Source organism: Streptomyces lydicus (assembly GCF_001729485.1).
GTDB lineage: Bacteria > Actinomycetota > Actinomycetes > Streptomycetales > Streptomycetaceae > Streptomyces > Streptomyces lydicus_D.
The window spans coordinates 6,978,865-7,005,175 of record NZ_CP017157.1 but is presented as its reverse complement, the minus strand read 5'-3'; the positions used below and the strand labels follow the sequence as shown (position 1 = coordinate 7,005,175).

The 26,311-nt window shown below is 70.8% G+C and carries 20 protein-coding genes; 9 read left to right on the top strand and 11 right to left on the bottom strand.

Annotated elements, in window-relative coordinates; all coding sequences use genetic code 11:
- The first annotated feature begins 113 nt into the window (after positions 1–113).
- Positions 114–2,783 carry a SpoIIE family protein phosphatase gene (locus tag SL103_RS30325; protein WP_244304224.1) on the top strand — a complete coding sequence of 890 codons (2,670 nt, stop codon included), beginning with the start codon at positions 114–116 and terminating at the stop codon, positions 2,781–2,783.
- Between the two features lie 44 nt (positions 2,784–2,827).
- On the opposite strand, the gene SL103_RS30320 is transcribed toward SL103_RS30325, so the two are convergent.
- The 5 genes from SL103_RS30320 to SL103_RS30300 form a co-directional block, all read right to left on the bottom strand.
- Positions 2,828–3,022, bottom strand: a complete 195-nt coding sequence (locus tag SL103_RS30320) for a hypothetical protein (protein WP_244304080.1) — start codon at positions 3,020–3,022, stop codon at positions 2,828–2,830.
- A gap of 8 nt (positions 3,023–3,030) precedes the next feature.
- Complete coding sequence (locus tag SL103_RS30315; protein WP_069572158.1) at positions 3,031–3,849, bottom strand: succinate dehydrogenase/fumarate reductase iron-sulfur subunit; 819 nt, start codon at positions 3,847–3,849, stop codon at positions 3,031–3,033.
- Positions 3,846–5,798, bottom strand: coding sequence for a fumarate reductase/succinate dehydrogenase flavoprotein subunit (locus SL103_RS30310; protein ID WP_069572157.1), 1,953 nt, complete (start codon positions 5,796–5,798; stop codon positions 3,846–3,848). Before SL103_RS30310 ends, SL103_RS30315 begins: the two co-directional genes overlap by 4 nt.
- Before the next feature lie 34 nt (positions 5,799–5,832).
- The gene (locus SL103_RS30305) at positions 5,833–6,660 is read right to left on the bottom strand and encodes a hypothetical protein (RefSeq protein ID WP_069572156.1); all 828 of its coding nucleotides are present in this window, start codon (positions 6,658–6,660) and stop codon (positions 5,833–5,835) included.
- A 164-nt stretch (positions 6,661–6,824) separates the two neighbouring features.
- Positions 6,825–7,124 carry a hypothetical protein gene (locus SL103_RS30300; RefSeq protein WP_069572155.1) on the bottom strand — a complete coding sequence of 100 codons (300 nt, stop codon included), beginning with the start codon at positions 7,122–7,124 and terminating at the stop codon, positions 6,825–6,827.
- A 391-nt stretch (positions 7,125–7,515) separates the two neighbouring features.
- Between SL103_RS30300 and SL103_RS30295 the strand changes: the two genes are divergently transcribed.
- From SL103_RS30295 to SL103_RS30265, 7 genes are all read left to right on the top strand, one after another.
- On the top strand, positions 7,516–9,954 hold the full coding sequence (locus SL103_RS30295) for an ABC transporter family substrate-binding protein (RefSeq protein ID WP_069572154.1): 2,439 nt from the start codon (positions 7,516–7,518) through the stop codon (positions 9,952–9,954).
- A gap of 180 nt (positions 9,955–10,134) precedes the next feature.
- A complete protein-coding gene (gene typA / locus SL103_RS30290) occupies positions 10,135–12,039 on the top strand; it encodes a translational GTPase TypA (RefSeq protein ID WP_069572153.1) in 1,905 nt (634 codons plus the stop codon).
- Positions 12,040–12,244: 205 nt separating this feature from the next.
- Positions 12,245–13,861: a peptide ABC transporter substrate-binding protein gene (locus SL103_RS30285; RefSeq protein WP_069572152.1), complete on the top strand. Its 1,617-nt coding sequence runs from the start codon at positions 12,245–12,247 to the stop codon at positions 13,859–13,861.
- A gap of 28 nt (positions 13,862–13,889) precedes the next feature.
- Positions 13,890–14,813, top strand: coding sequence for an ABC transporter permease (locus tag SL103_RS30280; protein ID WP_069572151.1), 924 nt, complete (start codon positions 13,890–13,892; stop codon positions 14,811–14,813).
- The gene (locus tag SL103_RS30275; protein WP_069572150.1) at positions 14,806–15,795 is read left to right on the top strand and encodes an ABC transporter permease; all 990 of its coding nucleotides are present in this window, start codon (positions 14,806–14,808) and stop codon (positions 15,793–15,795) included. Before SL103_RS30280 ends, SL103_RS30275 begins: the two co-directional genes overlap by 8 nt.
- An 11-nt stretch (positions 15,796–15,806) precedes the next feature.
- The gene (locus SL103_RS30270; RefSeq protein WP_069572149.1) at positions 15,807–16,829 is read left to right on the top strand and encodes an ABC transporter ATP-binding protein; all 1,023 of its coding nucleotides are present in this window, start codon (positions 15,807–15,809) and stop codon (positions 16,827–16,829) included.
- Positions 16,816–17,901, top strand: coding sequence for an ABC transporter ATP-binding protein (locus SL103_RS30265; protein WP_069572148.1), 1,086 nt, complete (start codon positions 16,816–16,818; stop codon positions 17,899–17,901). The genes SL103_RS30270 and SL103_RS30265 overlap by 14 nt, the downstream gene beginning before the upstream one ends.
- 25 nt (positions 17,902–17,926) lie before the next feature.
- Here SL103_RS30265 and SL103_RS30260 read toward each other — a convergent pair whose 3' ends face one another.
- The 6 genes from SL103_RS30260 to SL103_RS30235 form a co-directional block, all read right to left on the bottom strand.
- Positions 17,927–18,316, bottom strand: a complete 390-nt coding sequence (locus SL103_RS30260; protein ID WP_069572147.1) for a MerR family transcriptional regulator — start codon at positions 18,314–18,316, stop codon at positions 17,927–17,929.
- Positions 18,317–18,400: 84 nt separating this feature from the next.
- Entirely contained in the window at positions 18,401–19,534 is a 1,134-nt protein-coding gene (locus SL103_RS30255; RefSeq protein ID WP_069572146.1) for an ABC transporter ATP-binding protein, read from the bottom strand.
- A gap of 11 nt (positions 19,535–19,545) precedes the next feature.
- Positions 19,546–20,607, bottom strand: a complete 1,062-nt coding sequence (locus SL103_RS30250; protein ID WP_069572145.1) for an ABC transporter ATP-binding protein — start codon at positions 20,605–20,607, stop codon at positions 19,546–19,548.
- An 11-nt stretch (positions 20,608–20,618) separates the two neighbouring features.
- Positions 20,619–21,590: an ABC transporter permease gene (locus SL103_RS30245; RefSeq protein ID WP_033266115.1), complete on the bottom strand. Its 972-nt coding sequence runs from the start codon at positions 21,588–21,590 to the stop codon at positions 20,619–20,621.
- A gap of 144 nt (positions 21,591–21,734) precedes the next feature.
- Positions 21,735–23,534, bottom strand: a complete 1,800-nt coding sequence (locus SL103_RS30240) for an ABC transporter substrate-binding protein (RefSeq protein WP_069572144.1) — start codon at positions 23,532–23,534, stop codon at positions 21,735–21,737.
- A gap of 106 nt (positions 23,535–23,640) precedes the next feature.
- Positions 23,641–24,675 (bottom strand): ABC transporter permease, encoded by a 1,035-nt coding sequence (locus SL103_RS30235; protein ID WP_079146051.1) that lies wholly within the window; start codon positions 24,673–24,675, stop codon positions 23,641–23,643.
- A gap of 485 nt (positions 24,676–25,160) precedes the next feature.
- Between SL103_RS30235 and SL103_RS30230 the strand changes: the two genes are divergently transcribed.
- Positions 25,161–26,285, top strand: a complete 1,125-nt coding sequence (locus SL103_RS30230; RefSeq protein ID WP_244304079.1) for a hypothetical protein — start codon at positions 25,161–25,163, stop codon at positions 26,283–26,285.
- Positions 26,286–26,311 lie beyond the last annotated feature (26 nt).

Below are 26,311 nucleotides of genomic sequence, written 5' to 3'. Positions count from 1 at the left end.
TCGAGACTGTGCTGTGATCGTGAAGACCGTGTTCCGGATAGCCGAGGTGCTGGATACTCAGGCTGGTCCGGTCCGGGCACGATGAGCTGGAGGGGACGGGGCTCGTGAGCGAGATGTCATCTGGCGGGGCAGAACCCGCGCAGGCCGAGGGTCAGGGCGGTGTGGACGGCCCCGGCGACCCAGGTGGCCGTCCGCCCCTGCGCGAGCCGCAGGGCCCGCCCGTATGGCAGAGCAGCCGGCCCGGCTCCATCTACGACTACATCCGGGTGGCCTCCTTCTCGCTCGGCCCCGACGGGCGGATCGACCAGTGGAGCGAGCGCGCCGAGCAGCTCCTCGGCATCCCCGCCCGGTATGCCCTCGGCAAGGACCCCGTGGAAGCCTTCGTGCCCAGCGAGTTGCGCGAGACCGGCCGCCGCAAGGTGTCCGAGATCCTCGACGGCCGCGAGTGGACCGGCCTGGTGCCCTACCGCAGGGACGAGGACGGACCGGCCGACGGGCTCGCCGAGATCTACGTGATGCCCTCCCGCAACGAGGACGGCGAGCGCGCCGCGGTGTGCGTCGTCGTCGACGTCCGGGCGCTGCGCGGCATCGAGACCGACCTGGCCGCCTCGCAGGCCGTTTTCGGTCAATCTCCCATGGGCTTCACCCTGTTCGGCACGGACCTGAAGCTGCTGCGGGTCAACGAGCGCTTCGCCACGGTCTTCGGCGGCCCGGCGAGCAAGTACCGCGGCTGTACCCCGTACGACTTCCTGCCGCGGTCCGAGGCCGACCGGATGACGGCCGCGCTGCGCCGCGTCCTGGACACCGGCGAGCCGGTCACCGAGATGCAGCTGGTCGGCCTGGTGGCCGGCGAGGAGGAGCGCCGCCGCTGGTCGGTGTCGCTCTACCGGCTGCACGGCGCCAGCGGCCGCCCCATCGGCGTCGCGGCGCTCGCCGCCGACGTCACCGGCCGCCGGCGGGCCGAGCGGGAGGCGGCCAACGCCCGCCGCAACCTCGCCCTGCTCAACGAGGCGGGCGCCCGGATAGGCAACTCCCTCGACCTGGAGACCACCGCCCGCACCCTCCTGGACGTCGCCGTCCCGCAGTTCTGCGACCTGGCGTCGGTGGACCTCTACCAGGGCCTGCTGGCCGGTGACGAGGCGCCGCCCGGCATGAGCGACGGCAGCGCCGAACTGCGCCGGGTCGCCTTCGCCAGCGCGGTCTCCGACGCCCCGTTCGCCGACGCCGCCGGCGGGTCCCCCGAGGGCACCCCGGTCGCGGTCGGCGCCGTCCACCGCTACCCGTTCAACTCCCCCTGCGCGGGCGCCCTGCGCACCGCCCAGGCACAGATCATCCCCGGCCGGGAGAGCGACGACGGGCCGGAGTTGGGCGCGGTGGTGCACTCCACCCTCGCCGTCCCGATGGTCGCCCGGGACACCGTCGTCGGACTGGTGCAGTTCTCCCGCACGAAGGGCAGCGAGCCGTTCGGGGAGCGCGACACCGCGCTCGCCGTCGAACTGGCCGCGCGCGCCGCGGTCTGCATCGACAACGCCCGCCTCTACCGCCGCGAACACGAACGCGCCCTGATACTCCAGCGCAGCCTGCTGCCGCCCGGTGACCCGGAGGCGGCCGGCCTCGACATCGCCTGCCGCTATCTGCCCGGCACCACCGCCACCGAGGTCGGCGGCGACTGGTTCGACGTCATCGAACTCCCCGGTCACCGCACCGCGCTGGTCGTCGGCGACGTGATGGGCCGCGGGCTGCGCGCCGCCGTCGCGATGGGTGAACTGCGCACCGCCGTACGGACCCTGGCGCTGCTGGACCTGGAGCCGGCCGAGGTGCTCTCGGCGCTGGACGAGATCGCCCGCGGGCTCGGCGGCAGCGGCGACGGCCGGTCCACCGCCGGGTCCGGCCGCGGGAGGTCCGGCGCCGCCCGGGGCGCGCTGGAATCCGGCCGCTCCGCCCGTACCGCCGACCTCTCCGAGGTCTACCTGGCCACCTGCGTCTACGCCGTCTACGACCCGGTCACCCGGCGCGCCACCTTCGCCAACGCCGGGCACCTGCCGCCGGTGCTGGTCGAGGACGGCGAGGACGCGCTGCTGCTCGACGTGCCGCCGGGGATGCCGCTGGGCGTTGGCGGCGAGCCGTTCGAGGAGATCGAGGTGGAGCTGCCGGACGGGGCGCTGCTCGCGCTGTACACCGACGGCCTGGTGGAGTCCCGTCACCATCCCCTCGACGAGGGCCTCCAGGCGTTCCGGGCGGCCCTCTCGGACGCCGGGCGCACGCTGGAGGACGCCTGCGACCACGTGCTGAGCGCCCTGGACACCTCGCACGGCGAGGACGACATCGCGCTGCTGATGGCGCGGGTGCACGGGCTGCCGAAGGACGCGGTGGGCGACTGGAGCCTGGCCCCGGAGGCCCGTTCGGTGGCCAGGGCCCGGGAACTGGCCCGCGAGCAGCTCCTGGACTGGGGCCTGCAGGAGCTGGTCGACACCACCGAGCTGCTGGTCAGCGAGCTGGTGACCAATGCGCTGCGGCACGGCCACGGGGAGATCCGGCTGCGGCTGCTGCTGGACCGCACGCTGGTCTGCGAGGTCTGGGACGCCGATCTGGCGCAGCCGCGCCGCCGCCGTGCCCGCGACACCGACGAGGGCGGCCGCGGGCTGCAGCTGGTGGGCCTGCTCAGCCAGGGCTGGGGCAGCCGCCGGACGCCGCGCGGCAAGACCGTCTGGTTCGAACTCGCCCTGCCGGACGGCGAGTCGACGGCGAAGGACCCGACGGAGGCACTGCTGAGCCTGTTCTGAGCGGGGCGCCGGACGCGGGGGCCGCCCGCGTCCGGCGGCCGTGCTCAGGCGGCCCGGACCCGCTCCGCCGCCCGCTCCGCCTCGCGGACCACCCGCTCGGTGTCCACGTGCAGCAGCTCCCCGCCGGACTTGCGCAGCTGCCCGTCGACGTACACCTCGCTGACGTTCGGCACCTGCCCGTTGAGGACGATCCGGCCGGTCCGGTCGAAGCGCGGGGCGAAGTTGAGCGTGCCGGGCACCGGACGGGTCATTCCGTACGGCGCCGGATCTTGTTCCCGAGCCACACCAGCGGGTCGTACTTGCGGTCCGCGGCGCGCTCCTTCAGCGGGATCAGCGCATTGTCGGTGATCTTGATGTGCTCGGGGCAGACCTCCGTGCAGCACTTGGTGATGTTGCAGAAGCCCAGCCCGTGCTCGTCCTGGGCGGAGGTCTTGCGGTCGATACCGGCCTCCGGCGCGGCGTCCAGCGGATGCATGTCGAGCTCGGCGATCCGCATCAGGAAACGCGGCCCGGCGAACGCGGCCTTGTTCTCCTCGTGATCACGCACCACATGGCAGGTGTCCTGGCACAGGAAGCACTCGATGCACTTGCGGAACTCCTGCGAGCGCCCGACGTCCTCCTGCTGCATGCGGTACTCACCGGGCGCCAGCTCCGGCGGCGGCACGAACGCCGGGATCTCCCGCGCCTTGGCGTAGTTGAACGACACATCGGTGACCAGATCGCGGATGACCGGGAACGTCCGCATCGGCGTGACCGTGATCGTCTCCGCACGGTCGAACACCGACATCCGCGTCATGCACATCAGCCGCGGCCGCCCGTTGATCTCCGCGCTGCACGAACCGCACTTGCCCGCCTTGCAGTTCCAGCGCACCGCGAGATCGGGCGCCTGGGTCGCCTGAAGCCGGTGGATGATGTCGAGCACCACCTCGCCCTCGTGCACCTCGACCGTGAAGTCCTCCAGGTCCCCGGCGCCCGCCTCGCCCCGCCACACCCGGAAGTGCGCCCGGTAGGCGCCGGACGGTCCGGCCGGCCCGTTCCCCTGCTGTGCTGTCTGCGCCTCGCTCACCGGCTCAGCTCCTCGTCCGTCAGATACTTCGCCAGCTCGTCCTTCTCGAACAGTTCCAGCAGGTCGCGGCGGATCGGCGGGGTCTCCCGGCGGGAGAGCCGGATCTGCCCCAGCGCCGGGTCCGCGGCCCGTGAGTCGCCCTGCGGATCGGCGAGCCGGCAGACCAGATTGATGTTGCGCCAGCCGCGGTCCATCGCCGGATGGTCGTCGCGGGTGTGCCCGCCCCGGCTCTCCTCGCGCTCCAGCGCCGCCCGCGCCACGCACTCGCTGACCAGCAGCATGTTGCGCAGGTCGAGAGCCAGGTGCCAGCCCGGGTTGTACTGCCGGTGCCCCTCGACACCGGCCCGCCGGGCCCGCACCCGCAGATCGGCCAGCCGCTTGAGCGCCTCGTACATCTCGCTCTCCCGGCGGATGATGCCGACCAGGTCGTTCATCGCCTGCTGGAGCTCCTGGTGCAGGGTGTACGGGTTCTCCGCCGGGCCCCGGTCGCGGACCGGGTCCCCGTCGGCGTCCGCGCCGGTCTCGGCGCTGAAGGGGCGCAGCGCCTCCGCCTCCGCGGTGTCGATCTGCAGCGGGTCGGCCGCGGGCCGGTCGGTCAGCGAGGCCGCGTACTCGGCCGCGTGCAGTCCCGCCCGCCGGCCGAACACCAGCAGGTCGGAGAGCGAGTTGCCGCCGAGGCGGTTGGAGCCGTGCATCCCGCCGGCCACCTCACCGGCCGCGAACAGCCCCGGCACGCCGATGGCCGCCGCGGAGTCCGGGTCGACGTCCACCCCGCCCATCACATAGTGGCAGGTCGGGCCGACCTCCATCGGCTCGGCGGTGATGTCCACGTCCGCCAGCTCCTTGAACTGGTGGTGCATGGACGGCAGCCGGCGGGTGATCACCTCGGCCGGCATCCGGGTGGACACGTCCAGATAGACCCCGCCGTGCGGGGAGCCGCGGCCCGCCTTGACCTCGGCGTTGATGGCCCGGGCGACCTCGTCGCGGGGCAGCAGCTCGGGCGGGCGGCGGTTGCGGTCCGGGTCCTCGTACCAGCGGTCGCCCTCGTCCTCGGTCTCGGCGTACTTCTCCTTGAAGACGTCCGGGACGTAGTCGAACATGAACCGCTTGCCGTCGCTGTTGCGCAGCACCCCGCCGTCGCCGCGCACCGACTCGGTGACGAGGATGCCCTTCACCGACGGCGGCCAGACCATGCCGGTGGGGTGGAACTGCACGAACTCCATGTTGATCAGCGACGCCCCGGCCAGCAGCGCCAGCGCGTGCCCGTCGCCGGTGTACTCCCAGGAGTTCGACGTCACCTTGAAGGACTTGCCGATGCCGCCGGTGGCCAGCACCACCGCCGGGGCCTCCAGCACGAAGAAGCGGCCGGACTCGCGCTCGTAGCAGAACGCGCCGGAGACCCGCTCACCGTCCTTCAGCACCCGGGTGACGGTGCACTCCTGGAAGACCTTCAGCCGGGCGTCGTACGCGCCGAACTCCCGCTCGTCCTCCTGCTGGAGCGAGACGATCTTCTGCTGGAGGGTGCGGATCAGCTCCAGGCCCGTACGGTCGCCGACGTGCGCCAGCCGCGGGTACTCGTGGCCGCCGAAGTTGCGCTGGGAGATCCGGCCGTCGGGTGTGCGGTCGAAGAGCGCGCCCCAGGTCTCCAGCTCCCAGACGCGGTCGGGGGCCTCACGGGCGTGCAGCTCGGCCATCCGCCAGTGGTTGAGGAACTTGCCGCCGCGCATGGTGTCGCGGAAGTGGACCTGCCAGTTGTCGTGTTCGTTGGCGTTGCCCATGCTGGCGGCGATGCCGCCCTCGGCCATCACCGTATGGGCCTTGCCGAACAGGGACTTGCAGATCACGGCTGTTCGCATGCCGGCTTCGCGGGCCTCGATGGCGGCGCGCAGCCCGGCGCCGCCCGCGCCCACCACGACCACGTCCCATGCCTGCCGGTCCACATGCGCCATCGGAGGGCACACCTTTCCTCAGTAGAAGCTGTCGTCAGAAGAAGCGGGGGTCCGCGAACGCCCCGCTGGCCAGCAGGAAGACGTAGAAGTCCGCCAGGGCCACGCTGATCAGTGAGGCCCATGCGAGCAGCATGTGCCGCGCGTTGAGCTTGCCGATCCAGCCCCACAGCCGGTAGCGCACCGGGTGCTTGGAGAAGTGCCGCAGCCGGCCGCCGACGATGTGCCGGCAGGAGTGGCAGGAGAGGGTGTACGCCCAGATCAGCACGATGTTGACGAGGAACACCAGGGTGCCCAGGCCCATGTGCCCCCACTGGTAGTTCTCGTCGCGGAAGGTCAGCACGGTGTCGTACGTCAGGACGCCGGCGACCAGCAGCGCGAAGTAGAAGAAGTACCGGTGCAGGTTCTGGAGGATCAGCGGGAAGCGGGTCTCTCCGGTGTACTTCGTGTGCGGCTCGGCGACCGCGCAGGCCGGCGGCGAGGCCCAGAAGCCCCGGTAGTAAGCCTTGCGGTAGTAGTAGCAGGTCAGCCGGAAGCCCAGCGGGAAGATCAGGATCAGCAGCGCGGGGGACAGGCCCCACCAGCTGCCGAAGATCTCCCAGTTGGGGCCGCCGCGCATGGTGTGGCAGTTCTCCGCCAGGCACGGCGAGTAGAACGGCGACACGTAAGGGGCGTGGTAGTAGTCGGCGTTCGCGAACGCCCGCCACGTCGAGTACACGATGAACGCGAGCAGCCCGGCGGCGGTGCAGGCCGGGGCCAGCCACCAGCGGTCGGTGCGCAGATGGCGGGCGGCGATGGCGGCACGCGAGGCGGTGGGCACGCCGGTCGCGGCCGGTTGCGGGGAGGGTTCGGTGCCAGTGGCCAACGTCGGTCTCCGTGAAGGGCGCCCCGTCCGGAACACCCCGCCTGAGCGGGTCCCGGCGGCGGCAACGGGGTAAGGGTCTGAGTGGGGCGAGCGCACCCCCTAAGGGGCCGCCACCAGGGGATTTCCCCCAAGGGACACCCCTCGGGGGATTCCGCCCGGGGCTCCTACGGGGCGTGTCCGGTGCGGGAGCCGAGACCTTCGTCCTCGGCGTCGGCCCAGAGGGTGGCGTCGTACGGGGCGTCGGAGACCGTCACCATCTCGACGGGGGCGGCCTTCCGGCCGGCCTGCGGCCCGGCCGCGGCGCTCTGCTTCAGCAGCGTGAGGCTCTCGCGCAGATGGTCCGTGTCGCTGCGCACCCGGCGGATCTCCAGGCCGGCCCCGACCTGCGCCTCCAGTCTTCCCACCGACCGGACCAGGTCGTCCAGGCTGCGTTCCACCGCCGTCAGTTCGTCCTGAAGGGACATATAACGTGCCCTCACTTTTGAAGGTGTGGTGGGCGATCTCATGCGCCCGAGAGTGTCGCGCGTCACAGTAGGCGTTGGGAAGGGGTCCAACGCGATTACGACTCGAACCGGTGCGTTTCGGCAACCGCGCGCCGCGGCAGTGCTCGAACTCCGGTACGACCCGAGCGGACGTATGTCCGTGCGCGACCCCGCACGGCGGCTCCCGGCGGCCCCGTATTGCGCCGGGCGGGTGGCCTTCGGGCGGCTTCCGACGTGTCGGGCGGCCCGCCGGCCGCCGGTCGCCTTCAGTAGGGGCCAATAGATGTGATGAGCCGCAAAGTCGGCCGAACGTGGTGCGCCGGAGAGGGACCGGCCAGGCGGCGCGACGCGGGCTAGCCCGGAGGTAACAGTCATGACCGACCACGACATCCCCTCAGCCCGCGCGGCCCGCAGACGCCGCATCGCCGCGCTGGTCGCGGCGGGGGTGCTCCTCCCGCTGCCGGCGCTGGCCGGCTGCAGCGCCGACGGACAGGAGACGTCCGCCTCGGCGTCCCAGGACATCGCCCCGGCGCCGCGCGACGAGCTCAAGGACGGCGGCACCGTGCGCTGGGCGATCGACGCGATGCCCGGCACCCTCAACGCCTTCCAGGCCGACGCCGACGCCACCACCACCCGGATCACCGGCGCGGTCCTGCCCAGCATGTTCACCGTCGACGCCAACGGCGCCCCGCAGCGCAACGCCGACTACCTCGACGCCGCGGACGTCAGCGCCCGCGACCCCAAGCAGGTCGTCACGTACAAGATCAACCACAAGGCGCGGTGGAGCGACGGCACGGCGATCACCGCCGCGGACTTCGTCGCCCAGTGGACCGCGCTGCGCGGCAAGGACAACGCCTACTGGACCGCGCGCAACGCCGGCTACGACCGGATCGGCAAGGTCGAGCAGGGCGCGAACAGCCGCGAGGTCAAGGTCACCTTCGCCCGGCCCTACGCGGACTGGCGCTCGCTGTTCACCCCGCTCTACCCGCGGAGCGTGATGGGCAACGCCAACGCCTTCAACGACGGCGCGCGCGAGAAGCTCCAGGTCGGCGCGGGCCCCTTCCGGCTGCAGAAGCGGGACGCCGAGGCGGGCCGGGTCGTGCTCGTACGGAACCCGGCGTGGTGGGGCGAGCCGGCCAAGCTCAGCAAGATCGTGCTGGAGTCGCTGCCCGGGGACAAGCGGGCCGCGGCGCTGGCCGCCGGGTCCATCGACGTGGCCGCGGTCGACCAGGTCGCCGCGAAGCGGGTCGCCTCGGCCCGCGGTCCGGCCGCCCCCGGGGAGTCCCGCAAGGCCGGCTCCGGCAACGCGGGCCCCCAGAACGCCGGGGAGCGGGCCGCCGGCCGCCCCGGTGCGGCCGCCGCGGAGAACTCCGCGCTGCGCGGCTACACCGTCCACAAGGCCCTGGAGCCCGCCTACACCCAGCTCGCCCTCAACGGCAGCAGCGGCCCGCTCGCCGACGACCGGGTGCGCCGCGCGGTGGCCCGCGCCATCGACCGGCAGGCCCTCGCCGACACCGTCCTCAAGCCGCTCGACCTGCCGTCCAAGCCGCTCGGCAGCCATCTGCTGATGGCCGGGCAGCAGGGCTACCAGGACCACAGCGACGCGCTCGGCGAGCAGGACGCCGAGGCGGCGCAGGAGCTGCTCGCCGACGCCGGCTGGAAGCGCGAGGGCGGCGACCGCCAGCAGGCCGGCGAGAAGGCGGGCGCCCCCGCCCCCGGCGCCTGGCGCGACTCCGGCGACTACGGCGACGAGGACGGCAACGCGTCCCTGGACGGGGACGGCCGGGACGACTACGGCTACGAGGACGACCGCTGGCCCGGCGGCTCCGACGACCAGGGCGACGGCGCGTACGACGGCCGCAACCCGGGCCGCCCGATCCCCGGCCACGGCGGTGCGCCCGCCCACCGCGACCGGGAGGGCGTCCGCCCGTCCGCCGCGGAGGCGCCGCTGTCGTTCACCGGAGCGGTCGGTTCCGAGGTCCAGCAGGCCGCGCTGCTGCGGCAGAGCGCCGCGTTCTACAAGGACGCCGCGGCGAGCGAGAAGAAGGCGGCGGACGGCGACAAGGAGTCGTCGGCGTACGGCAGGTACAAGCGGTACAAGAAGCGCGCGGCGAAGGCACTGCGCGCCGCCGAGGTGATCGAGACCGGTCAGGCCCACGGCCTGCCGGGGTCCGGCGGCCACCCGGGTGCCGGGCGCCCCGCGGCCGGGCGCACCCAGGACGCGTCGGCCTTCCGCGTCGGCCGGCTGCCGGCCGGTGACAAGACAGTCCGCACCGCCCTGGTCAGGAAGAACGGCAAGCCGCTGACCCTGCGGTTCGTGCTGCCCGACGGCGCGGCCTCCGAGCAGCTGCGTACCGTGGGCCGCCGGATCGCCGCCATGCTCGCCAAGATCGGCGTGCAGACCTCCGTCCAGCGGGTCTCCGACGCCAGCTACTTCCAGGACCACATCGCCTCCGGCGATTACGACCTGGCGCTGTACTCCTGGCCCGGCACCGCCTACCCGGCGACCGACGCCCGCCCGATCTACGCCAAGCCGCAGCCCGCGCCGGACGGCTCGCTGACCGTCGAGCAGAACTACACCCGGGTCGGCAGCGACCGCATCGACCAGCTCTTCGACCAGGCGGCCTCCGAGCTGGACGAGGACTCCGCGCGCACGCTCGTGGAGCAGGCCGACGCCCGCATCTGGGCGGCCGCCGGGTCGATCCCGCTCTACCAGCGGCCCGAGCTGGTGGCCACGAAGAAGTCGCTGGCGAACGTCGGCGCCTTCGGCTTCGCCACACCGCGCTTCCAGGACATCGGCTACACGAAATAGAGGCGTCGGCCGAGCCAATATTCGATAAGAAACCGCAGGTCAGCGGCGCTTGGTACGGGCTGGGGCGGCCTTTGTCGCCCCGGCCCCGTACCATGGGGTGAGGCCGTGGCGTCTTCATGCCCGGCGGGCGCGCGTGGTCCGTACGCGCCGCCATCCACGATTCCGGGAGAAGCACCGCTAGTGCCCACGCGCCACGACATTCGTAACGTAGCCATCGTCGCCCACGTCGACCACGGCAAGACGACCCTCGTCGACGCCATGCTGAAGCAGGCCGGCGCGTTCGCCGAGCACGCCGCCGAGAAGCTCGACGACCGGATGATGGACTCCAACGACCTGGAGCGTGAGAAGGGCATCACGATCCTCGCCAAGAACACGGCGGTGAAGTATCACCCCAAGGACGGCGGGGAGCCCATCACGATCAACATCATCGACACCCCCGGCCACGCCGACTTCGGTGGTGAGGTCGAGCGCGGTCTGTCGATGGTCGACGCGGTCGTCCTGCTGGTCGACGCCTCCGAGGGTCCGCTGCCCCAGACCCGCTTCGTGCTCCGCAAGGCCCTCGCGGCCCGTATGCCGGTCATCCTGTGCATCAACAAGACCGACCGTCCGGACTCCCGGATCGACGAGGTCGTCAACGAGACCTACGACCTGTTCCTGGACCTGGACGCGGACGAGGACCAGATCGAGTTCCCGATCGTCTACGCCTGCGCCCGTGACGGCGTCGCGTCGCTGACGAAGCCGGACGACGGCACCGTCCCGTCCGACAGCACCAACCTGGAGCCGTTCTTCACCACGCTGCTGGAGCACGTCCCCGCGCCCGAGTACGACGAGACCGCCCCGCTGCAGGCGCACGTCACCAACCTCGACGCGGACAACTTCCTCGGCCGCATCGCGCTGCTCCGCGTCGAGCAGGGCGAGCTGCGCAAGGGTCAGAACGTCGCCTGGATCAAGCGCGACGGCTCGATCTCCAACGTCCGCATCACCGAGCTGATGATGACCGAGGCGCTCACCCGCAAGCCGGCCGAGGTGGCCGGCCCGGGCGACATCTGCGCGGTCGCCGGTATCCCCGACATCATGATCGGCGAGACGCTGGCCGACCCGGAGAACCCGATCGCGCTGCCGCTGATCACGGTCGACGAGCCGGCGATCTCCATGACCATCGGTACCAACACCTCGCCGCTGGTCGGCCGGGGCGGCACCGGCAAGGGCGCGGACGCCAAGGCCGCGGTCAAGGACCGCAAGGTCACCGCGCGCCAGGTCAAGGACCGTCTGGAGCGCGAGCTGATCGGTAACGTCTCGCTGCGCGTGCTGGAGACCGAGCGCCCCGACGCCTGGGAGGTGCAGGGCCGCGGTGAGCTGGCGCTGGCCATCCTGGTCGAGCAGATGCGCCGCGAGGGCTTCGAGATGACCATCGGCAAGCCGCAGGTCGTCACCAAGCAGGTCGACGGCAAGACCTACGAGCCCGTCGAGCGCATGACCATCGACGTGCCCGAGGAGCACATGGGCGCCGTCACCCAGCTCATGGGTGTCCGCAAGGGCCGGATGGACAACATGTCCAACCACGGCTCGGGCTGGGTCCGCATGGAGTTCGTCGTCCCGTCCCGCGGTCTGATCGGCTTCCGTACGGAGTTCCTCACCAACACCCGCGGTACCGGTATCGCGCACTCCATCCACGAGGGTCACGAGCCGTGGTTCGGCACGCTGACCACCCGTAACAACGGCTCCCTGGTCGCCGACCGCTCCGGTTCCGTCACCGCCTTCGCGATGACGAACCTCCAGGAGCGCGGCGTGCTCTTCACCGACCCGGGCACCGAGGTGTACGAGGGCATGATCGTCGGCGAGAACTCCCGCGCCGACGACATGGACGTCAACATCACCAAGGAGAAGAAGCTCACCAACATGCGCTCCTCCTCCGCCGACTCCTTCGAGGCGATCGTGCCGCCGCGCAAGCTGTCGCTGGAGCAGTCCCTGGAGTTCTGCCGCGACGACGAGTGCGTCGAGGTGACCCCGGAGGCCGTGCGCATCCGCAAGGTCGTCCTGGACCAGAAGGAGCGCGGTCGCACCGCCTCCCGCGCCAAGCGCTGAGTCCCCGGTCCCGGCTCCGGCCGGGCCCCGGCTCCTGCGGGGGCGTCCCTCTTCACGAGGGGCGCCCCCGTTGCCGTTCCGGCGTGTAGGGCATCCGAGGGTTTTCTCCGGGTTCCGGAGCAGCGGCCCAGGCTGCGGGGGTGCGGTACGTCTGCCTTTGCGATCTTATGTGCCGTAGGCAGGATCCCGTAGCTGAGGAGGCGTCATGCGTCGACCCGGGTGCGCGAAGTGGGGGGCCGGCGCCCTCGCCGTCGCGCTCGTGGCCACGGCGTGCGGCGGCGGGAGTGCCGGCCGCTCCGGGGTGGTCAGCTCCTCGTGGGGGGATCCGCAGAATCCGCTGGAGCCGGCGAACACCAACGAGGTCCAGGGCGGCAAGGTCCTGGACATGCTGTTCCGCGGCCTCAAGCGGTACGACCCGAGGACCGGCGCCGCGCAGAACGTCCTCGCGGACCGGATCGAGACGACGGACTCCCAGCACTACACGGTGGTGCTGAAGCCCGGCTGGACCTTCAGCAACGGCGAGAAGGTCACCGCCAAGTCCTTCGTGGACGCCTGGAATTACGGGGCGCAGCTGCGCAACAAGCAGAAGAACGCGGCGTTCTTCCAGTACATCGACGGCTTCGACCGGGTGCATCCGGCGACCGGCGCACCGACCGCCACGACGCTGTCCGGGCTGGCGGTGAAGGACGCGCGGACCTTCACCGTGGCGCTCAACCAGAAGTTCTCCAGCTGGCCGGACACGCTGGGCTACACGGCCTTCATGCCGCTGCCGCGGGCGTTCTTCAAGGACCACGCCGCCTGGGTGGACAAGCCCGTCGGGAACGGCCCGTACCTGGTGGACTCCTACGACAAGGGGTCCGTGATGCGGATGCGGAAGTGGGCGAAGTACCCGGGCGACGACCCGGCCCGCAACGGCGGCATCGACCTGCGGGTGTACACGGACAACAACACCGCCTACACGGACCTGCAGGCCGGGAACCTCGACCTGGTGGACGACGTGCCGGCCGCGCAGCTGACGCACGTCAAGCAGGACCTGGGCGGCCGCTACCTCAACCAGCCGGCCGGGATCATCCAGACCCTGACCTTTCCCATGTACGACAAGCGGTGGTCGCGGCCGGGCTCGGACAAGGTCCGGCGCGGCCTGTCGATGGCGATCGACCGCGCGCAGATCACCCAGGAGATCTTCCAGCGGACCCGGACGCCGGCCACCGACTGGACCTCGCCGGTGCTGGGGAAGGCGGGCGGGTACCAGGCCGGGCTGTGCGGTGCGGCCTGCGTGTTCGATCCGGCCCGCGCACGGCAGCTGATCAAGGAGGGCGGCGGGCTGCCCGGCGGGCGGATGACGCTCACGTACAACGCCGACACCGGGTCGCACAAGGACTGGATCGACGCGATCTGCAACAGCATCAACCGGACGCTGCGGGACGACCGGGCGTGCGTGGGGGCGCCGGTCGGGACGTTCGCCGATTTCCGCAACAAGATCGCGGCCAGGACGATGACCGGGCCGTTCCGGGCCGGCTGGCAGATGGACTACCCGCTGATCCAGAACTTCCTGCAGCCGCTGTATTACTCCAACGGCTCGGCGAACGACGGCAAGTTCAGCAATCCCCGGTTCGACACCCTCGTCAATCAGGCGAACGCGGCGACGAATTCCGGTGCGGCCGTCGCGAAGTTCCAGGACGCGGAGCGGATTCTCGCCCAGCAGATGCCGTCCATTCCGCTGTGGTACCAGAACGGCAGCGGCGGCTATTCGGAACGGATCAGCAATGTGTCGCTGAACGCATTCGGTGTGCCCGTCTACAACCAGATCAAGGTCAACTGACCGCTCGCCGAAGGAGGCCGGGGTATTCATGGGACGGTATGTGGCCCGGCGGCTGCTGCAGATGATCCCCGTGTTCGTCGGCAGCACCTTTCTCCTCTTCTTCATGGTGTACGCGCTGGGCGACCCGGTGGCCGCGATGTTCGGCGACCGGGCGCCGGACCCCGCCACCGCCGCGCAGATCCGCCGCGACCTCTACCTCGACCAGCCGCTGTGGAAGCAGTACGTGCACTACATGGGGCAGATCTTCCAGGGGAATTTCGGCACCGCGTTCAACGGGCAGTCCGTCACCGAGCTGATGGCCTCGGCCTTCCCGGTCACCCTGCGGCTGACGATCGTCGCCGTCGTCATCGAGATGCTGGTGGGCGTCGTGCTGGGCGTCTTCAGCGGGCTGCGGCGCGGCCGCAGCATCGACACCGGGGTGCTGCTCGCCTCCCTCGTCGTGGTGTCCGTCCCGACGTTCGTGAGCGGCTATCTCCTGCAGTTCGTGTTCGGTGTCCGGTGGGAATGGGCCGCACCGTCCGTCGCCCCGGAGGCGCCGCTGAACGAACTGCTGCTGCCCGGACTGGTACTGGCGCTGGTCTCCCTCGCGTACGTGACCCGGCTGACCCGCACCTCGATCGCGGAGAACGCCCGCGCCGATTACGTCCGTACCGCCGTCGCCAAAGGACTTCCCCGGCACCGCGTCATCAGCCGCCATCTGCTGCGGAATTCACTGATCCCGGTCGTCACCTTCATCGGCACCGATGTCGGCGCCCTGATGGGCGGCGCCATCGTCACCGAGCGCATCTTCAACATCCATGGCGTCGGATACCAGCTCTACCAGGGAATCCTGCGGCAGAACTCACCGACCGTCGTGGGCTTCGTGACGATCCTGGTGCTGGTCTTCCTCGCCGCGAACCTCCTCGTCGATCTGCTCTACGCCGTCCTCGACCCGAGGATCCGCTATGCCTGAGTCCTACGTCCCCAAGGAAGCCATCGGCCACGGCGACGGCGGCTCCGCCGCGCTGGCCATCGGCGAGGCGGAGTCGCTGGAGCGCCGGCCGGGCGCCGCACCGCCCGGCGCCGGTCCGCCCGCCGGCCCCCTCGGCAAGCCGCGCAGCCTGTGGAGCGACGCCTGGCACGACCTGCGCCGCAACCCGGTCTTCGTGCTGTCCGCGCTGGTCATCGTCTTCCTGGTGGTCATCGCGATCTGGCCGCAGCTGATCGCCACCGGCAACCCGTACCGCGCGGACCTGGCCAAGGCGCAGCAGGGCTCCCAGCCCGGCCACCCCTTCGGCTTCGACACCCAGGGCCGGGACGTCTACACCCGGGTCGTCTACGGGGCCCGCGCCTCGATCACCGTGGGCGTCTGCGCCACCGCCGGCGCGGCGCTGCTCGGCAGCCTGCTCGGCGGCCTCGCGGGCTTCTTCGGCAGCTGGTCGGACACCCTGCTGTCCCGGCTCGCCGACATCTTCTTCGGCATCCCGGTGATCCTCGGCGGCCTGGTCTTCCTGTCCGTGGTCACCAGCACCACGGTCTGGCCGGTGGTCGGGTTCATCGTGCTGCTCGGGTGGCCGCAGATCTCCCGGATCGCCCGCGGCTCGGTCGTCACCGCCAAGCAGAACGACTACGTGCAGGCCGCGCGGGCGCTGGGGGCCGGCAACGGGCGGATGCTGCTGCGGCACATCGCGCCCAACGCCGTCGCCCCGGTCATCGTCGTCGCCACCATCGCGCTCGGCACGTACATCGCCCTGGAGGCCACCCTGTCCTATCTGGGCGCGGGCCTGAAGCCGCCCACCGTCTCCTGGGGCATCGACATCTCCACGGCCTCCACCTACATCCGCAGCGCCCCGCACATGCTGCTGTGGCCGGCCGGCGCGCTGAGCATCACGGTGCTGGCGTTCATCATGCTCGGCGACGCGGTGCGCGACGCCCTCGACCCCAAGTTGCGCTGAGGAGACGGCAGATGACGAACGGTGCTCCCACGGCCGGGGGCGGCGCGCCGGCGGCCCTGCTCGACGTGCGGGACCTGCGGGTGGAGTTCCGTACCCGGGACGGGGTCGCGAAGGCCGTCAACGGCGTCAGCTGCCGGGTGGCGCCGGGGCAGACGCTGGCGGTGCTGGGCGAGTCCGGCTCCGGCAAGTCCGTCACCGCGCAGGCGGTGATGGGCATCCTGGACTCGCCGCCCGGCTATGTCACCGGCGGCGAGATCGTCTTCCAGGGCCGCGATCTGCTGACCCTGCGCAAGGAGGAGCGGCGCAAGGTCCGGGGTGCCAGCATGGCCATGATCTTCCAGGACGCGCTGTCCGCGCTGAACCCGGTCCTCAGCGTCGGGGCCCAGCTGGGGGAGATGTTCCAGGTCCATGAGGGGATGTCCCGCAAGGCGGCCCGCGGCCGGGCGATCGAGCTGATGGAGCGGGTCGGCATCCCGGCGGCCCGGGCACGGGTGGGGGACTACCCGCACCAGTTCTCCGGCGGGATGCGCCAGCGCATCATGATCGCGATGGCGCTGGCCCTCGGCCCGGACCTGATCATCGCGGACGAGCCCACCACCGCGCTGGACGTCACCGTCCAGGCGCAGGTGATGGACCTGCTGGCGGAGCTCCAGCGCGAGCTGACCATGGGGCTGATCCTGATCACCCACGACCTGGGCGTGGTCGCGGACGTCGCCGACACCATCGCGGTGATGTACGCGGGCCGGATCGTGGAGACCGCGCCGGTCCACCAGCTCTACCGGGCGCCCGCGCACCCGTACACCCGCGGGCTGCTGGACTCCGTCCCGCGGCTGGACCACAAGGGACGGCGGCTGTACGCGATCAAGGGGCTGCCGCCCAATCTGACGGCTATTCCGCCGGGCTGCCCCTTCAACCCGCGCTGCCCGCTCGCCCAGGACGTCTGCCGCAGCGAGCTGCCGCCGCTGTACGAGGCCGGTCCCGGCCGGGCCAGCGCCTGCCACTTCTGGAAGGAGACCCTCGATGGCGCACGGTGACGGGGCCGCGCCCGCGCCCGGCCCCACGTCCGGGGCGGCCGGGCCCGGCGAACCGCTCCTGGAGGTCCGCGACCTGGTCAAGCACTTCCCGCTGACCCGGGGCGTGGTCTTCCGGAAGCAGGTGGGCGCGGTCAAGGCCGTCGACGGGGTCTCCTTCACCCTCCGCAAGGGCGAAACCCTCGGCATCGTCGGCGAATCGGGCTGCGGGAAGTCCACCGTCGCCAAGCTGCTGGTCGCCCTGGAACGCCCGACGGCGGGCCGGATCCGGTACCGCGGCGAGGACATCAGCCGGCTCTCGGGCCGGGCGATGAAGGCCGTCCGCCGCAACATCCAGATGGTCTTCCAGGACCCCTACACCTCCCTGAACCCCCGGATGACCGTCGGCGACATCATCGGCGAGCCCTACGAGATCCACCCCGAGGTGGCCCCCAAGGGGGACCGCCGGCGGAAGGTCCGGGAACTCCTGGACGTGGTCGGGCTCAACCCCGAGTACATCAACCGCTACCCGCACCAGTTCTCCGGCGGCCAGCGCCAGCGCATCGGCATCGCCCGCGGCCTCGCGCTGCGCCCCGAGATCATCGTCGCCGACGAACCGGTCTCCGCGCTGGACGTCTCCGTACAGGCCCAAGTGGTCAATCTGCTGGAGCAGTTGCAGGACGAGTTCGACCTCTCCTACGTCTTCATCGCGCACGACCTGTCGGTGGTCCGCCACCTCTCCGACCGGGTCGCGGTGATGTACCTGGGCCGGATCGCGGAGACCGGCACCGACGAGCAGATCTACGACCACCCCACCCACCCGTACACCCAGGCGCTGCTCTCCGCCGTGCCCGTACCGGACCCGGACGCCCGGGGCGCCCGCGACCGGATCCTGCTGACCGGCGACGTCCCCTCGCCCGCCGACCCACCGTCCGGCTGCCCGTTCCGCACCCGCTGCTGGAAGGCCCGGGACGTCTGCGCGGAAGTCGTCCCGCCGCTGGCGGTGCCCGCGGTGTTCGCGGCGGACGAGGGCCCGGTGCGGCACCCCTCGGCCTGTCACTTCGCCGAGGAGCGCAAGGTCGTACCGAGCGGCTGACCGGCCGGGCGCGCGGCGTGCGGGCTCAGGGGGCCGGCGCGGCGGCGTCCGGGCGCCGGGTGGCCCGCACCACGTCCAGGTACTCCTCGATGGCGTCGCGGTTGCGGAGCAGGGTCTCGATCCGCTCGGTCATCCGGTCCCGTTCCCGCTCCAGCGTGGCGAGCATCTCCGGTGTCGCGTCCGGGAAGTGGATGGCGCGGGGGCTGTCGAGGCACGGCAGGATCTGCTTGATGAGCCGGGTCGGCAGCCCGGCGTCCAGCAGCCCCCTGATCTGCAGGACGCGGTCGACGCCGGACGGGTCGTAGGCGCGGTAGCCGTTGGCGCAGCGGTCCGAGACGATCAGCCCCTGCTCCTCGTAGTAGCGCAACAGCCGCCGGGGCGTGCCCGTACGCCGCGAAAGCTCACCGATCCGCATCGGCCCCCACCTCCTGTGGAAACGACAGCGCCGCCGTGGCGGGGATCATTCCCGCCACGGCGGCGCAGGGCCGTCGCGTCCGCGTTACTCGGAGCTCTCCGACTCCGCCGCGGCCTCCTCGATCGCCGCCAGCGCCGGGTCGAGGATGATGTCCTCGTCCCGTGCCGCGGTGGTCGGCTCCTCGGGGAAGTGGCAGGCCGTCAGGTGACCGCCGGCGTTGCCGTCGAGCTGGATCAGCGGCGGCTCCTCCGTCGCGCACTTGTCCTGCGCCTTCCAGCAGCGCGTACGGAAGCGGCAGCCGGAGGGCGGGTTGACGGGGGAGGGCACGTCCCCGGCGAGGCGGATGCGCTCGCGCTCCTCCTCCTCGCTCTCCACCAGCTTGGCCTCGGGCACCGCCGAGAGCAGGGCGTGGGTGTACGGGTGGCGCGGCCGGTTGTAGATCTCGTCGCGGCTGCCCACCTCAACGATCTTGCCGAGGTACATCACCGCGACCCGCTCGCTGAAGTGCCGCACGATCGCCAGGTCGTGGGCGATGAACAGGAACGCGATGCCCAGCTCGCGCTGGAGCTCCTGGAGCAGGTTGACGACCTGCGCCTGGATGGAGACGTCCAGCGCGGAGACCGGCTCGTCGGCCACGATCAGCTTCGGCTCCAGGGCGAGCGCCCGGGCCACGCCGATGCGCTGCCGCTGGCCGCCGGAGAACTCGTGCGGGAAGCGGTTGTAGTGCTCCGGGTTCAGACCCACGGTCTCCAGGAGTTCGCGGATGCGCTTCTCCCGGCCACCGGGCGGGTTGATCCCGTTGATCTCCATCGGGCCGCCGATGATGGTGCCGACCGTCTGCCGCGGGTTGAGCGAGGCGTACGGGTCCTGGAAGATCATCTGGATCTCGGAGCGGACCGGCGCGAGCTCCTTGCGGCCCGCGTGCGTGATGTCCTGGCCCCGGTAGGTGACCTTGCCGGCGCTCGGCTCCATGAGCCGGGTCAGCAGCCGCCCGGTGGTGGACTTGCCGCAGCCCGACTCGCCGACCAGGCCGAAGCTCTCGCCCGCGTGCACGGTCAGGTCGACGCCGTCGACCGCCTGCACCGCGCCGACCTTCCGCTTGAACGGAAAGCCGCCGTAGATCGGGAAGTGCTTGGTCAGGCCCTCGGCGGTGAGCAGCGGCTCGCCCTGGGCGGGCGCGGCGTCGCGCGGCGCCGGAAGGGTGACGTTGTCTGCCATGGTGGTCGCTCCTAGCCCAGCCGGGGCTTGATCTGCTCGGTGAAGAGGGTCTGCTTCTGCTCGGCGGTCAGGTGGCACGCGGCGGCCCGGCCGATCTCCAGCAGCGGCCGCTCGTCGGTGCAGCGGCTGCCGTCGATCTCGCCGGTGAAGCCGCAGCGCGGGTTGAAGGCGCAGCCGGACGGCGGGTTGAGCAGGCTCGGCGGGGAGCCGGGGATCGGGTGCAGCGCCTCGCTGACGTCCGAGGACAGCCGCGGCATGGAGCTCAGCAGGCCCCAGGTGTACGGGTGCCGGGGCTCGGTGAGGATCTCCTTGACGGAGCCCCGCTCGACGGCCCGGCCGGCGTACATCACCAGCAGCTTGTCCGCGGTGTTGGCGACCACGCCGAGGTCGTGGGTGATCAGGATGATCGCGGAGCCGAACTCCTGCTGGAGGTCCTTGAGCAGGTCGAGGATCTGCGCCTGGACGGTGACGTCCAGAGCCGTGGTGGGCTCGTCGGCGATCAGCAGCTGGGGGTTGCAGACCAGCGCCATGGCGATCATGGCGCGCTGGCGCATACCGCCGGAGAACTGGTGCGGGTAGTCGTCCACCCGCAGGTTGGGCTGCGGGATGCCGACCTTGGTCAGCATCTCGATGGCGCGCTGCCGGCCCTCGCGCTTGCTGGCGCCGGTGTGCTTCATGAACGGCTCGGCGATCTGCCGGCCGACCGTGTAGTACGGCGACAGGGCGGTCAGCGCGTCCTGGAAGATCATGGCCATCTTGTTGCCGCGGAGCTTCTCCAGGGTCTTCTCCCTGGCCCCCGTCAACTCGTCGCCGTCCAGGACGATTTCGCCGCCGATCTCGGTGGCCTTCGGGTTGTGCAGCCCCAGGATCGCGAGGTTGGTCACCGACTTGCCGGAGCCGGACTCGCCCACGATGCCGAGGGTTTCGCCGCGCTCCAGATCGAAGGAGAGACCGTCGACCGCCTTGACGATGCCGTCCTCGGTGGAGAACCGCACGTGCAGGTCACGAACGGACAGGAAGGGGTCGGACCCGGCCGGCACGGTGGTGCCTTCGGTCTTGGTGAGTGTGGTCACTTCAGGCTCTCCTAGGACAGGCGCACGCGCGGGTCGATGAAGGCGTACGTCGCATCCACGATGATGTTGAACACCAGGATCAGGGCGGCGCTGAAGACCAGCACGCCCATGACCATGGGCAGATCCAGGGTGATGACGGAGTCGATCGCGAGCCGCCCGACGCCCGCGAGCTGGAAGGTGAACTCGGTGATCATCGCGCCGCCGAACAGCGAGCTCAGGTCCATGCCGAGGATGGTGACGATGGGGATCAGCGACCCCCGCCAGGCGTAGCGCAGGAAGACGTACCGGCTGGACATGCCCTTGGCCTTGGCCGTGCGGACGTGTTCCTCCTGCAGCTGCTCGATCATCGTCGAGCGGGACATACGGGTGTACTGCGCGGTGAAGATCGTCGCCATCACGACCCAGGGGAGCAGCAGGCCCATGAACCAGCCGCCGGGGTCCGAGGTGATCGGCACGTAGCGGGGCGACTCCATGAGGCCGCTGTAGACGAACAGACCGAGCGCGATCGGGCCGAGGATGTAGATCTGCGCCGAGCTCAGCACCATCGAGATCGAGGTGAGCGCCTTGTCCAGGAACGAGCCGCGCTTGTAGGCGGCGATCAGGCCGGTGCCCAGACCCACGGTCAGGAACACCGCGGCGCCGCCGACGGCCAGCGAGGCGGTGGTGGGCAGCCGGTCGATCAGCGTCGACCAGACGTCCTGCTTGGTGGCGAAGGAGTAGCCGAAGCACGGCGCGCTGCAGTGGCCGATGGAGTAGTCGCGGCCGGCGAAGATGCCGACGAGGAAGTCCCAGAACTGCGTCGTCAGCGGCTTGTCGAGGCCGAGGTTCTGGTGGATCAGCGCGATGTTGTCCGCGGTGCAGTTCTTTCCGCAGGACATCGCGGCCGGGTCACCGGCACCGAAGAACACGAAGAAAGTGAAGGCACTGAGCAGGAGGAGGATGACAACAGCGCCGAACGTCCGGCGAAGTAGGAATTGAAGCATGGCAGTTCGCTGCTCTCAGGACGGCGGCGGCAGTGGGCGTGAGGGGTGGCGGACAAAGGCCCCGGAGGGCGCGCGTTCCGCCGTGTGCGCGCCGTCCGGAGAGCCTTCGTCATGCGGTGGTGGTGCCTGAAGCGGTCGCTTCGGTTACTTCTTCAGGTACAGCGTGTTCGGGTCGAGGTAGCTGACGTCCAGGTTGTACCGGGCGCCACCGACGTTCGAGCCGTACAGCTGGAGGACCTTGGTGTAGAAGACCGGGGCGGCCGGGTTGACCTTCTCCACGATGTACTGGTGCAGCTTCTGCCACTCCTCGGTCGCCTTGGCGACGTCCGTGATCTTGGAGATCCGGGCGATCTCGGAGTTCACGTGCTTGTCATTGACGTGGGAGTAGTTCGAGGCGCCGTCCTGGATCGTGGTGCCGTCGTACGACGGCGGGATCACGGTCGAGGCGTCCGGCCAGTCCTGGCCCCAGCCGGTCATGTAGATGTCGAAGCCGTTGTCGACCTTGCCCATCTGCTCGTACCAGGAGGCCGCGTCGACCTCCTTCTTCTGCACGTTGAACCCGGCCTTGGTCAGCGCGTCCTCGATGACGACGGCTTCCTTCTGGCGCGACTCGGTGTTGGAGTAGGCGTAGACGAGCTTCATGCCCGACTTGCCGGCCTCCTTGAGGAGCTTCTTGGCCTTCTCCGGCTCACCGTTCGGGTGCGACAGCTTGCCGTAGGGGTCGTAGCCCTTCTTGTAGCCCGCCACGGTCGGGGCGAGCAGACCGCCGGCGATCTCACCGCCGTAGCTGCCGCCGTTGACCCGGACGATCTGCTGGTTCGGCAGCGCGTAGGTGATCGCGTCGCGGATCTTCTTGTCCTTGAGGCGGTCCATGTTGAAGTTCATCTGCCAGACGTAGGGCTGGTAGCCCTGCACCAGGCGCTTGCTGGCGCTGGCGTTGCTCAGCACGTCCTTGGTCAGCGTGGGGTCCACCGAGTTGGTGAAGCTCACCGCGTTCTTGGCCTCACCCTGGTCGGACATCAGCCGCTTGGTGGAGTCCGAAGCCTGGTGGTTGAACGTGATGTTGTAGCCGTCCGGGTACTGGTGGCGCATCGGGTCCGTCTTCGGGTCCCAGTTCTTGTTGCGCACCAGCTGCATCGCCTTGCCGGACTTGAACGAGGCGATCTTGTACGGGCCCGAGCACACCGGCGCCACGTCGTAGGCGTCCTTGGTGTCCTTGGCGCTGTCCGGGACCACGCTGTAGCCGGGCATCGTCAGCGCGTACGGCAGCTGCGACTGCGGCTGCTTGAAGTGGAAGATGATGGTCTTGTCGTCCGGCGTGTCCAGCACGCTCTTGGGCAGGTGGTCGCCCTTGTACGGACCGTCCGGCAGCGCCTTGCGGTAGGACGTGCCGGCGCCCGACAGCCAGGTCTGGACGTAGGTCGGGCCGTCGGTGATGAACTTGGCGTACAGCCGCTCTATGGAGTGACGGATGTCCTTCGAGGTGATCGGCTTGCCGTCCTCGAACTTGACGCCGTCCTTCAGCGTGTACTTCCAGGTCTTGCCGCCGTCGGACATCTGGCCGGCGTCGGTGGCGAGGTCACCCACCACCTTGGCGTTGCCCTTGTCGTCCTGCTTGAAGGAGGTCAGCCCACGGAAGATCAGCTGCGAGAGCGCCTTCATGTCGCTGACGTACATCTGGCCGGGGTCCAGGTGGTTGTAGCTGTCACGCTGGTACACGCGGAGGGTGCCACCGGACTGCGCGCCCTTGACGGGGACGGCCGGGCCGGTGGAGTCGGCCGCGGTGCCCATCGGGATCGCCTTGGCCTGCGCCGCCGCGTCCGCGTCCGTCTGCGACTTGTCCTTGTTGGAGCCGCTGCCGCCGCTGCAGCCGGTGAGCGCGAGTGAACCGGCCGCCAGGGCCACGATCACCGCGCGTGCTCTGCGCGTAGAAAGTGCGTTCATGAGTTCCAAGCACCTGCCTGTCTGTTGGGGTCCAGATGTGCTGTCTGAAGCATCCGGGGCAGGCCCGGCAGGTGGGGGTGACAGCAAGCCCCCCTCAAGTGGACGATCAGCGCCCGGACTTGGGGTCGAAGGCGTCGCGTACCGAGTCTCCGAGGAGGTTGAAGCACAGCACGAAGATCAGCATGGCCGCGGCGGGGAAGAGCAGGAAGGTCGGGTCGTTCTCGTAGAAGCGGGCGCCGGCCTGGAACAGCCGGCCCCAGTCGGGGGTCGGCTCGATGATGCCGACGCCCAGGAAGGACAGGCCGGCCTCGGCGGTGACGAAGAGGGGCAGCATGTACGTGCTCTGCACCAGCACCGGCGTGACGACGTTCGGCAGCAGCTCCTTGCGGATGATCCGCCAGGGCGAGGCGCCGGTGATCTTCGCGGCCTCCACGAACTCGCGCTCCCGCAGGGAGAGCACCTGACCGCGCAGCAGTCGTGCCAGGCCCATCCACCCCAGGAACCACTGCACGATGATCAGTGCGCAGACCCGCACGTAGGTGGGGGTCTCGTCGCCCGGCGGCACGAACAGCGCCACGACGACCGGCATGAACGCCACGAAGGTCAGCTGGCTCGGGAAGGCCAGCAGGAAGTCGATCACCCGGCTCAGGAAGTAGTCGGTCTTGCCGCCGAGGTAGCCGGCCGTCACACCGATGATGATGCCGGTGACGACGGTCAGGACGGTCACCGCGACGGAGATGCCGAGCGACATCCGCATGCCGTAGATCAGCTGCATGAACACATCGCGGCCCAGCTGCGGTTCGATGCCGAACCAGTGCGACGGCGAGATGCCGCCGTTGGCTCCGGCGGGGTAGCCGAACTCGTCGAGCAGGTTCGGGTCCTCGTTGCCGTACAGCGTGTACGGGTCCTTGCCGTACAGGGCTCCGATGACGGGGGCCAGCGCGGCGATGACGAAGAACGCGAGCACGACGATTGCGCAGACCACGCCGGTGCGGTCGCGCTTGAAGCGCGTCCACATCAGCTGGCCCGGGGAACGGCCGACGAGCTCACCGCCCTTGCTGTTCTTTTCCTTCTTCAGACCCTTGGGTCCAAGTCCCGGGGTGTCGGACTTGGTAGCCGCGGTCTGGGATGGACTAGTCATCGCGAAGTGCCCCCGCGCCGAGTTCTCTTGGAACGTGAAGCGGCGCCGGTCGCACCGCTGGATGAGCGGACTTTCGCAAGTGATTTATGGCGGAGTCAAGGGGATCGGGTGTGCTCGTGAACAGGTCGTCTACTTCTTGAGCGAAGATTGCGCAGATTGACGCCAGTGCGTGCTTGACAACGGATTGTGATATACGACATGGGGGACAAATGCCCACCAAACGCTTTTACTTGAAGGTAACTTCACTGTCGCAACACCGATATACGGACGCGCCATGATGAACAACGTACGGCCGTGCGGGTGCCGTAGACCGGCCGGGACGCCAGGAGGCGTCCCGGCCGGTTGCCGTTTCGCGCCCGTTTCGCCCCGGGCCCCGATCGGGTCTGTTGTCCCCGGGCCGCGACTGCAGTAGACCTGCGGTGGACGCCTCGTATACGGGGCGCCGTGGACGACCCTGATACACCGACACGGACGGGGGGCGGGCCGTGTCCACAGTGCGGGATCGCGTTCTCACCGGCGGCGCGCGCACCACCGGCGTGCTGCTCTGCCTGCTGCTGGCACTGCTCGGCGCGGCCTGGGCCGCCCGGGACCTCACCGCCGCCCGGCCCGGCGCGGAGGTGTGGTGGGCCTGGCTCGGCGGGGCCCGCGGACCGCGGGACGCCACCGCCCCGGTGTCCTCCCTGCTCGACCCGCTGTTGGCGCTGGGCGCGCTGACCGCCGCGGTCACCGCGGTGCGCGGCGCCGTCCCCGCGCCGGTGGCCGCCGGCGCGCTGTGCTCCCTCGGGACCGCCACCGCCCTGCTGCGCGCCCCGCTGCTCTGGATGCCGGGCGTGGGCCGGCTCCCCGGCACGGACACCGGTCTCACGTCGTGGGCACATCGGACCGTGCTGGCCGAACTCGCGCTGGCCGCCGCGCTGCTCGTGGTGGTCGCGGCGGGCCGGCGGAGGGCCGGACGGGCCGGCCGCCACCGGGGGCGCTCGGCGCACGGGCTGCCGGAGGCGGCCCTGTCGGCGTACGGGGTCGTCCGCGCGGTGCCGCAGGCGGCCGACCCGGGCCGGCCCGGCCGCCCCCGCAAGGGCCCGGCCCGCACCACGGCCGTCCTGCTGGCCGCCGCGGGACTGGCCGTCGCCGGCGGGGAGCTGTACCGGCTGCTGACGTCCGGCGCGGACGGCTACCGCACGGGGCTGCTCGGCGACGCGACGGACCTGCCCGCCCTGCCGCCGCCGCCCGCGCACTGGCACGCCGCGGTCCTCGTACTGCTGGCCCTGGGCGCCGCGGTGGCCGCGCTGCGCCGGGCGTCCTGGGCCCGGCCCGCGGCGGTCGCGGCCGCGGCGCTGCTGTGCGCCGACGGGGCCGGCGTGCTGGCGCTGGCCGCGCACACCGGGCGGGCCGCCCGCCTCGCCGCCCTGTCCGGCCCGGACCGCCTGGAGTTGGCGACCGCCGCCTTCCTGGTCCTGTCCGGACTGACCGCGCTGCTGGTGGCCTTCCGGCGCGGGGTGCCGGACCCCGCCGTCGGCGCGGGCGGTGCGCTGGCGTACGGCTCCGCCCCGGGGGCGGCGCGGCCCCCGCACGCCCCGCCCCCGCCGTCCACGCTCCCGCCGGGCTGGTGAGCCGAGCCGGGGCCGCGGCCGCGCAC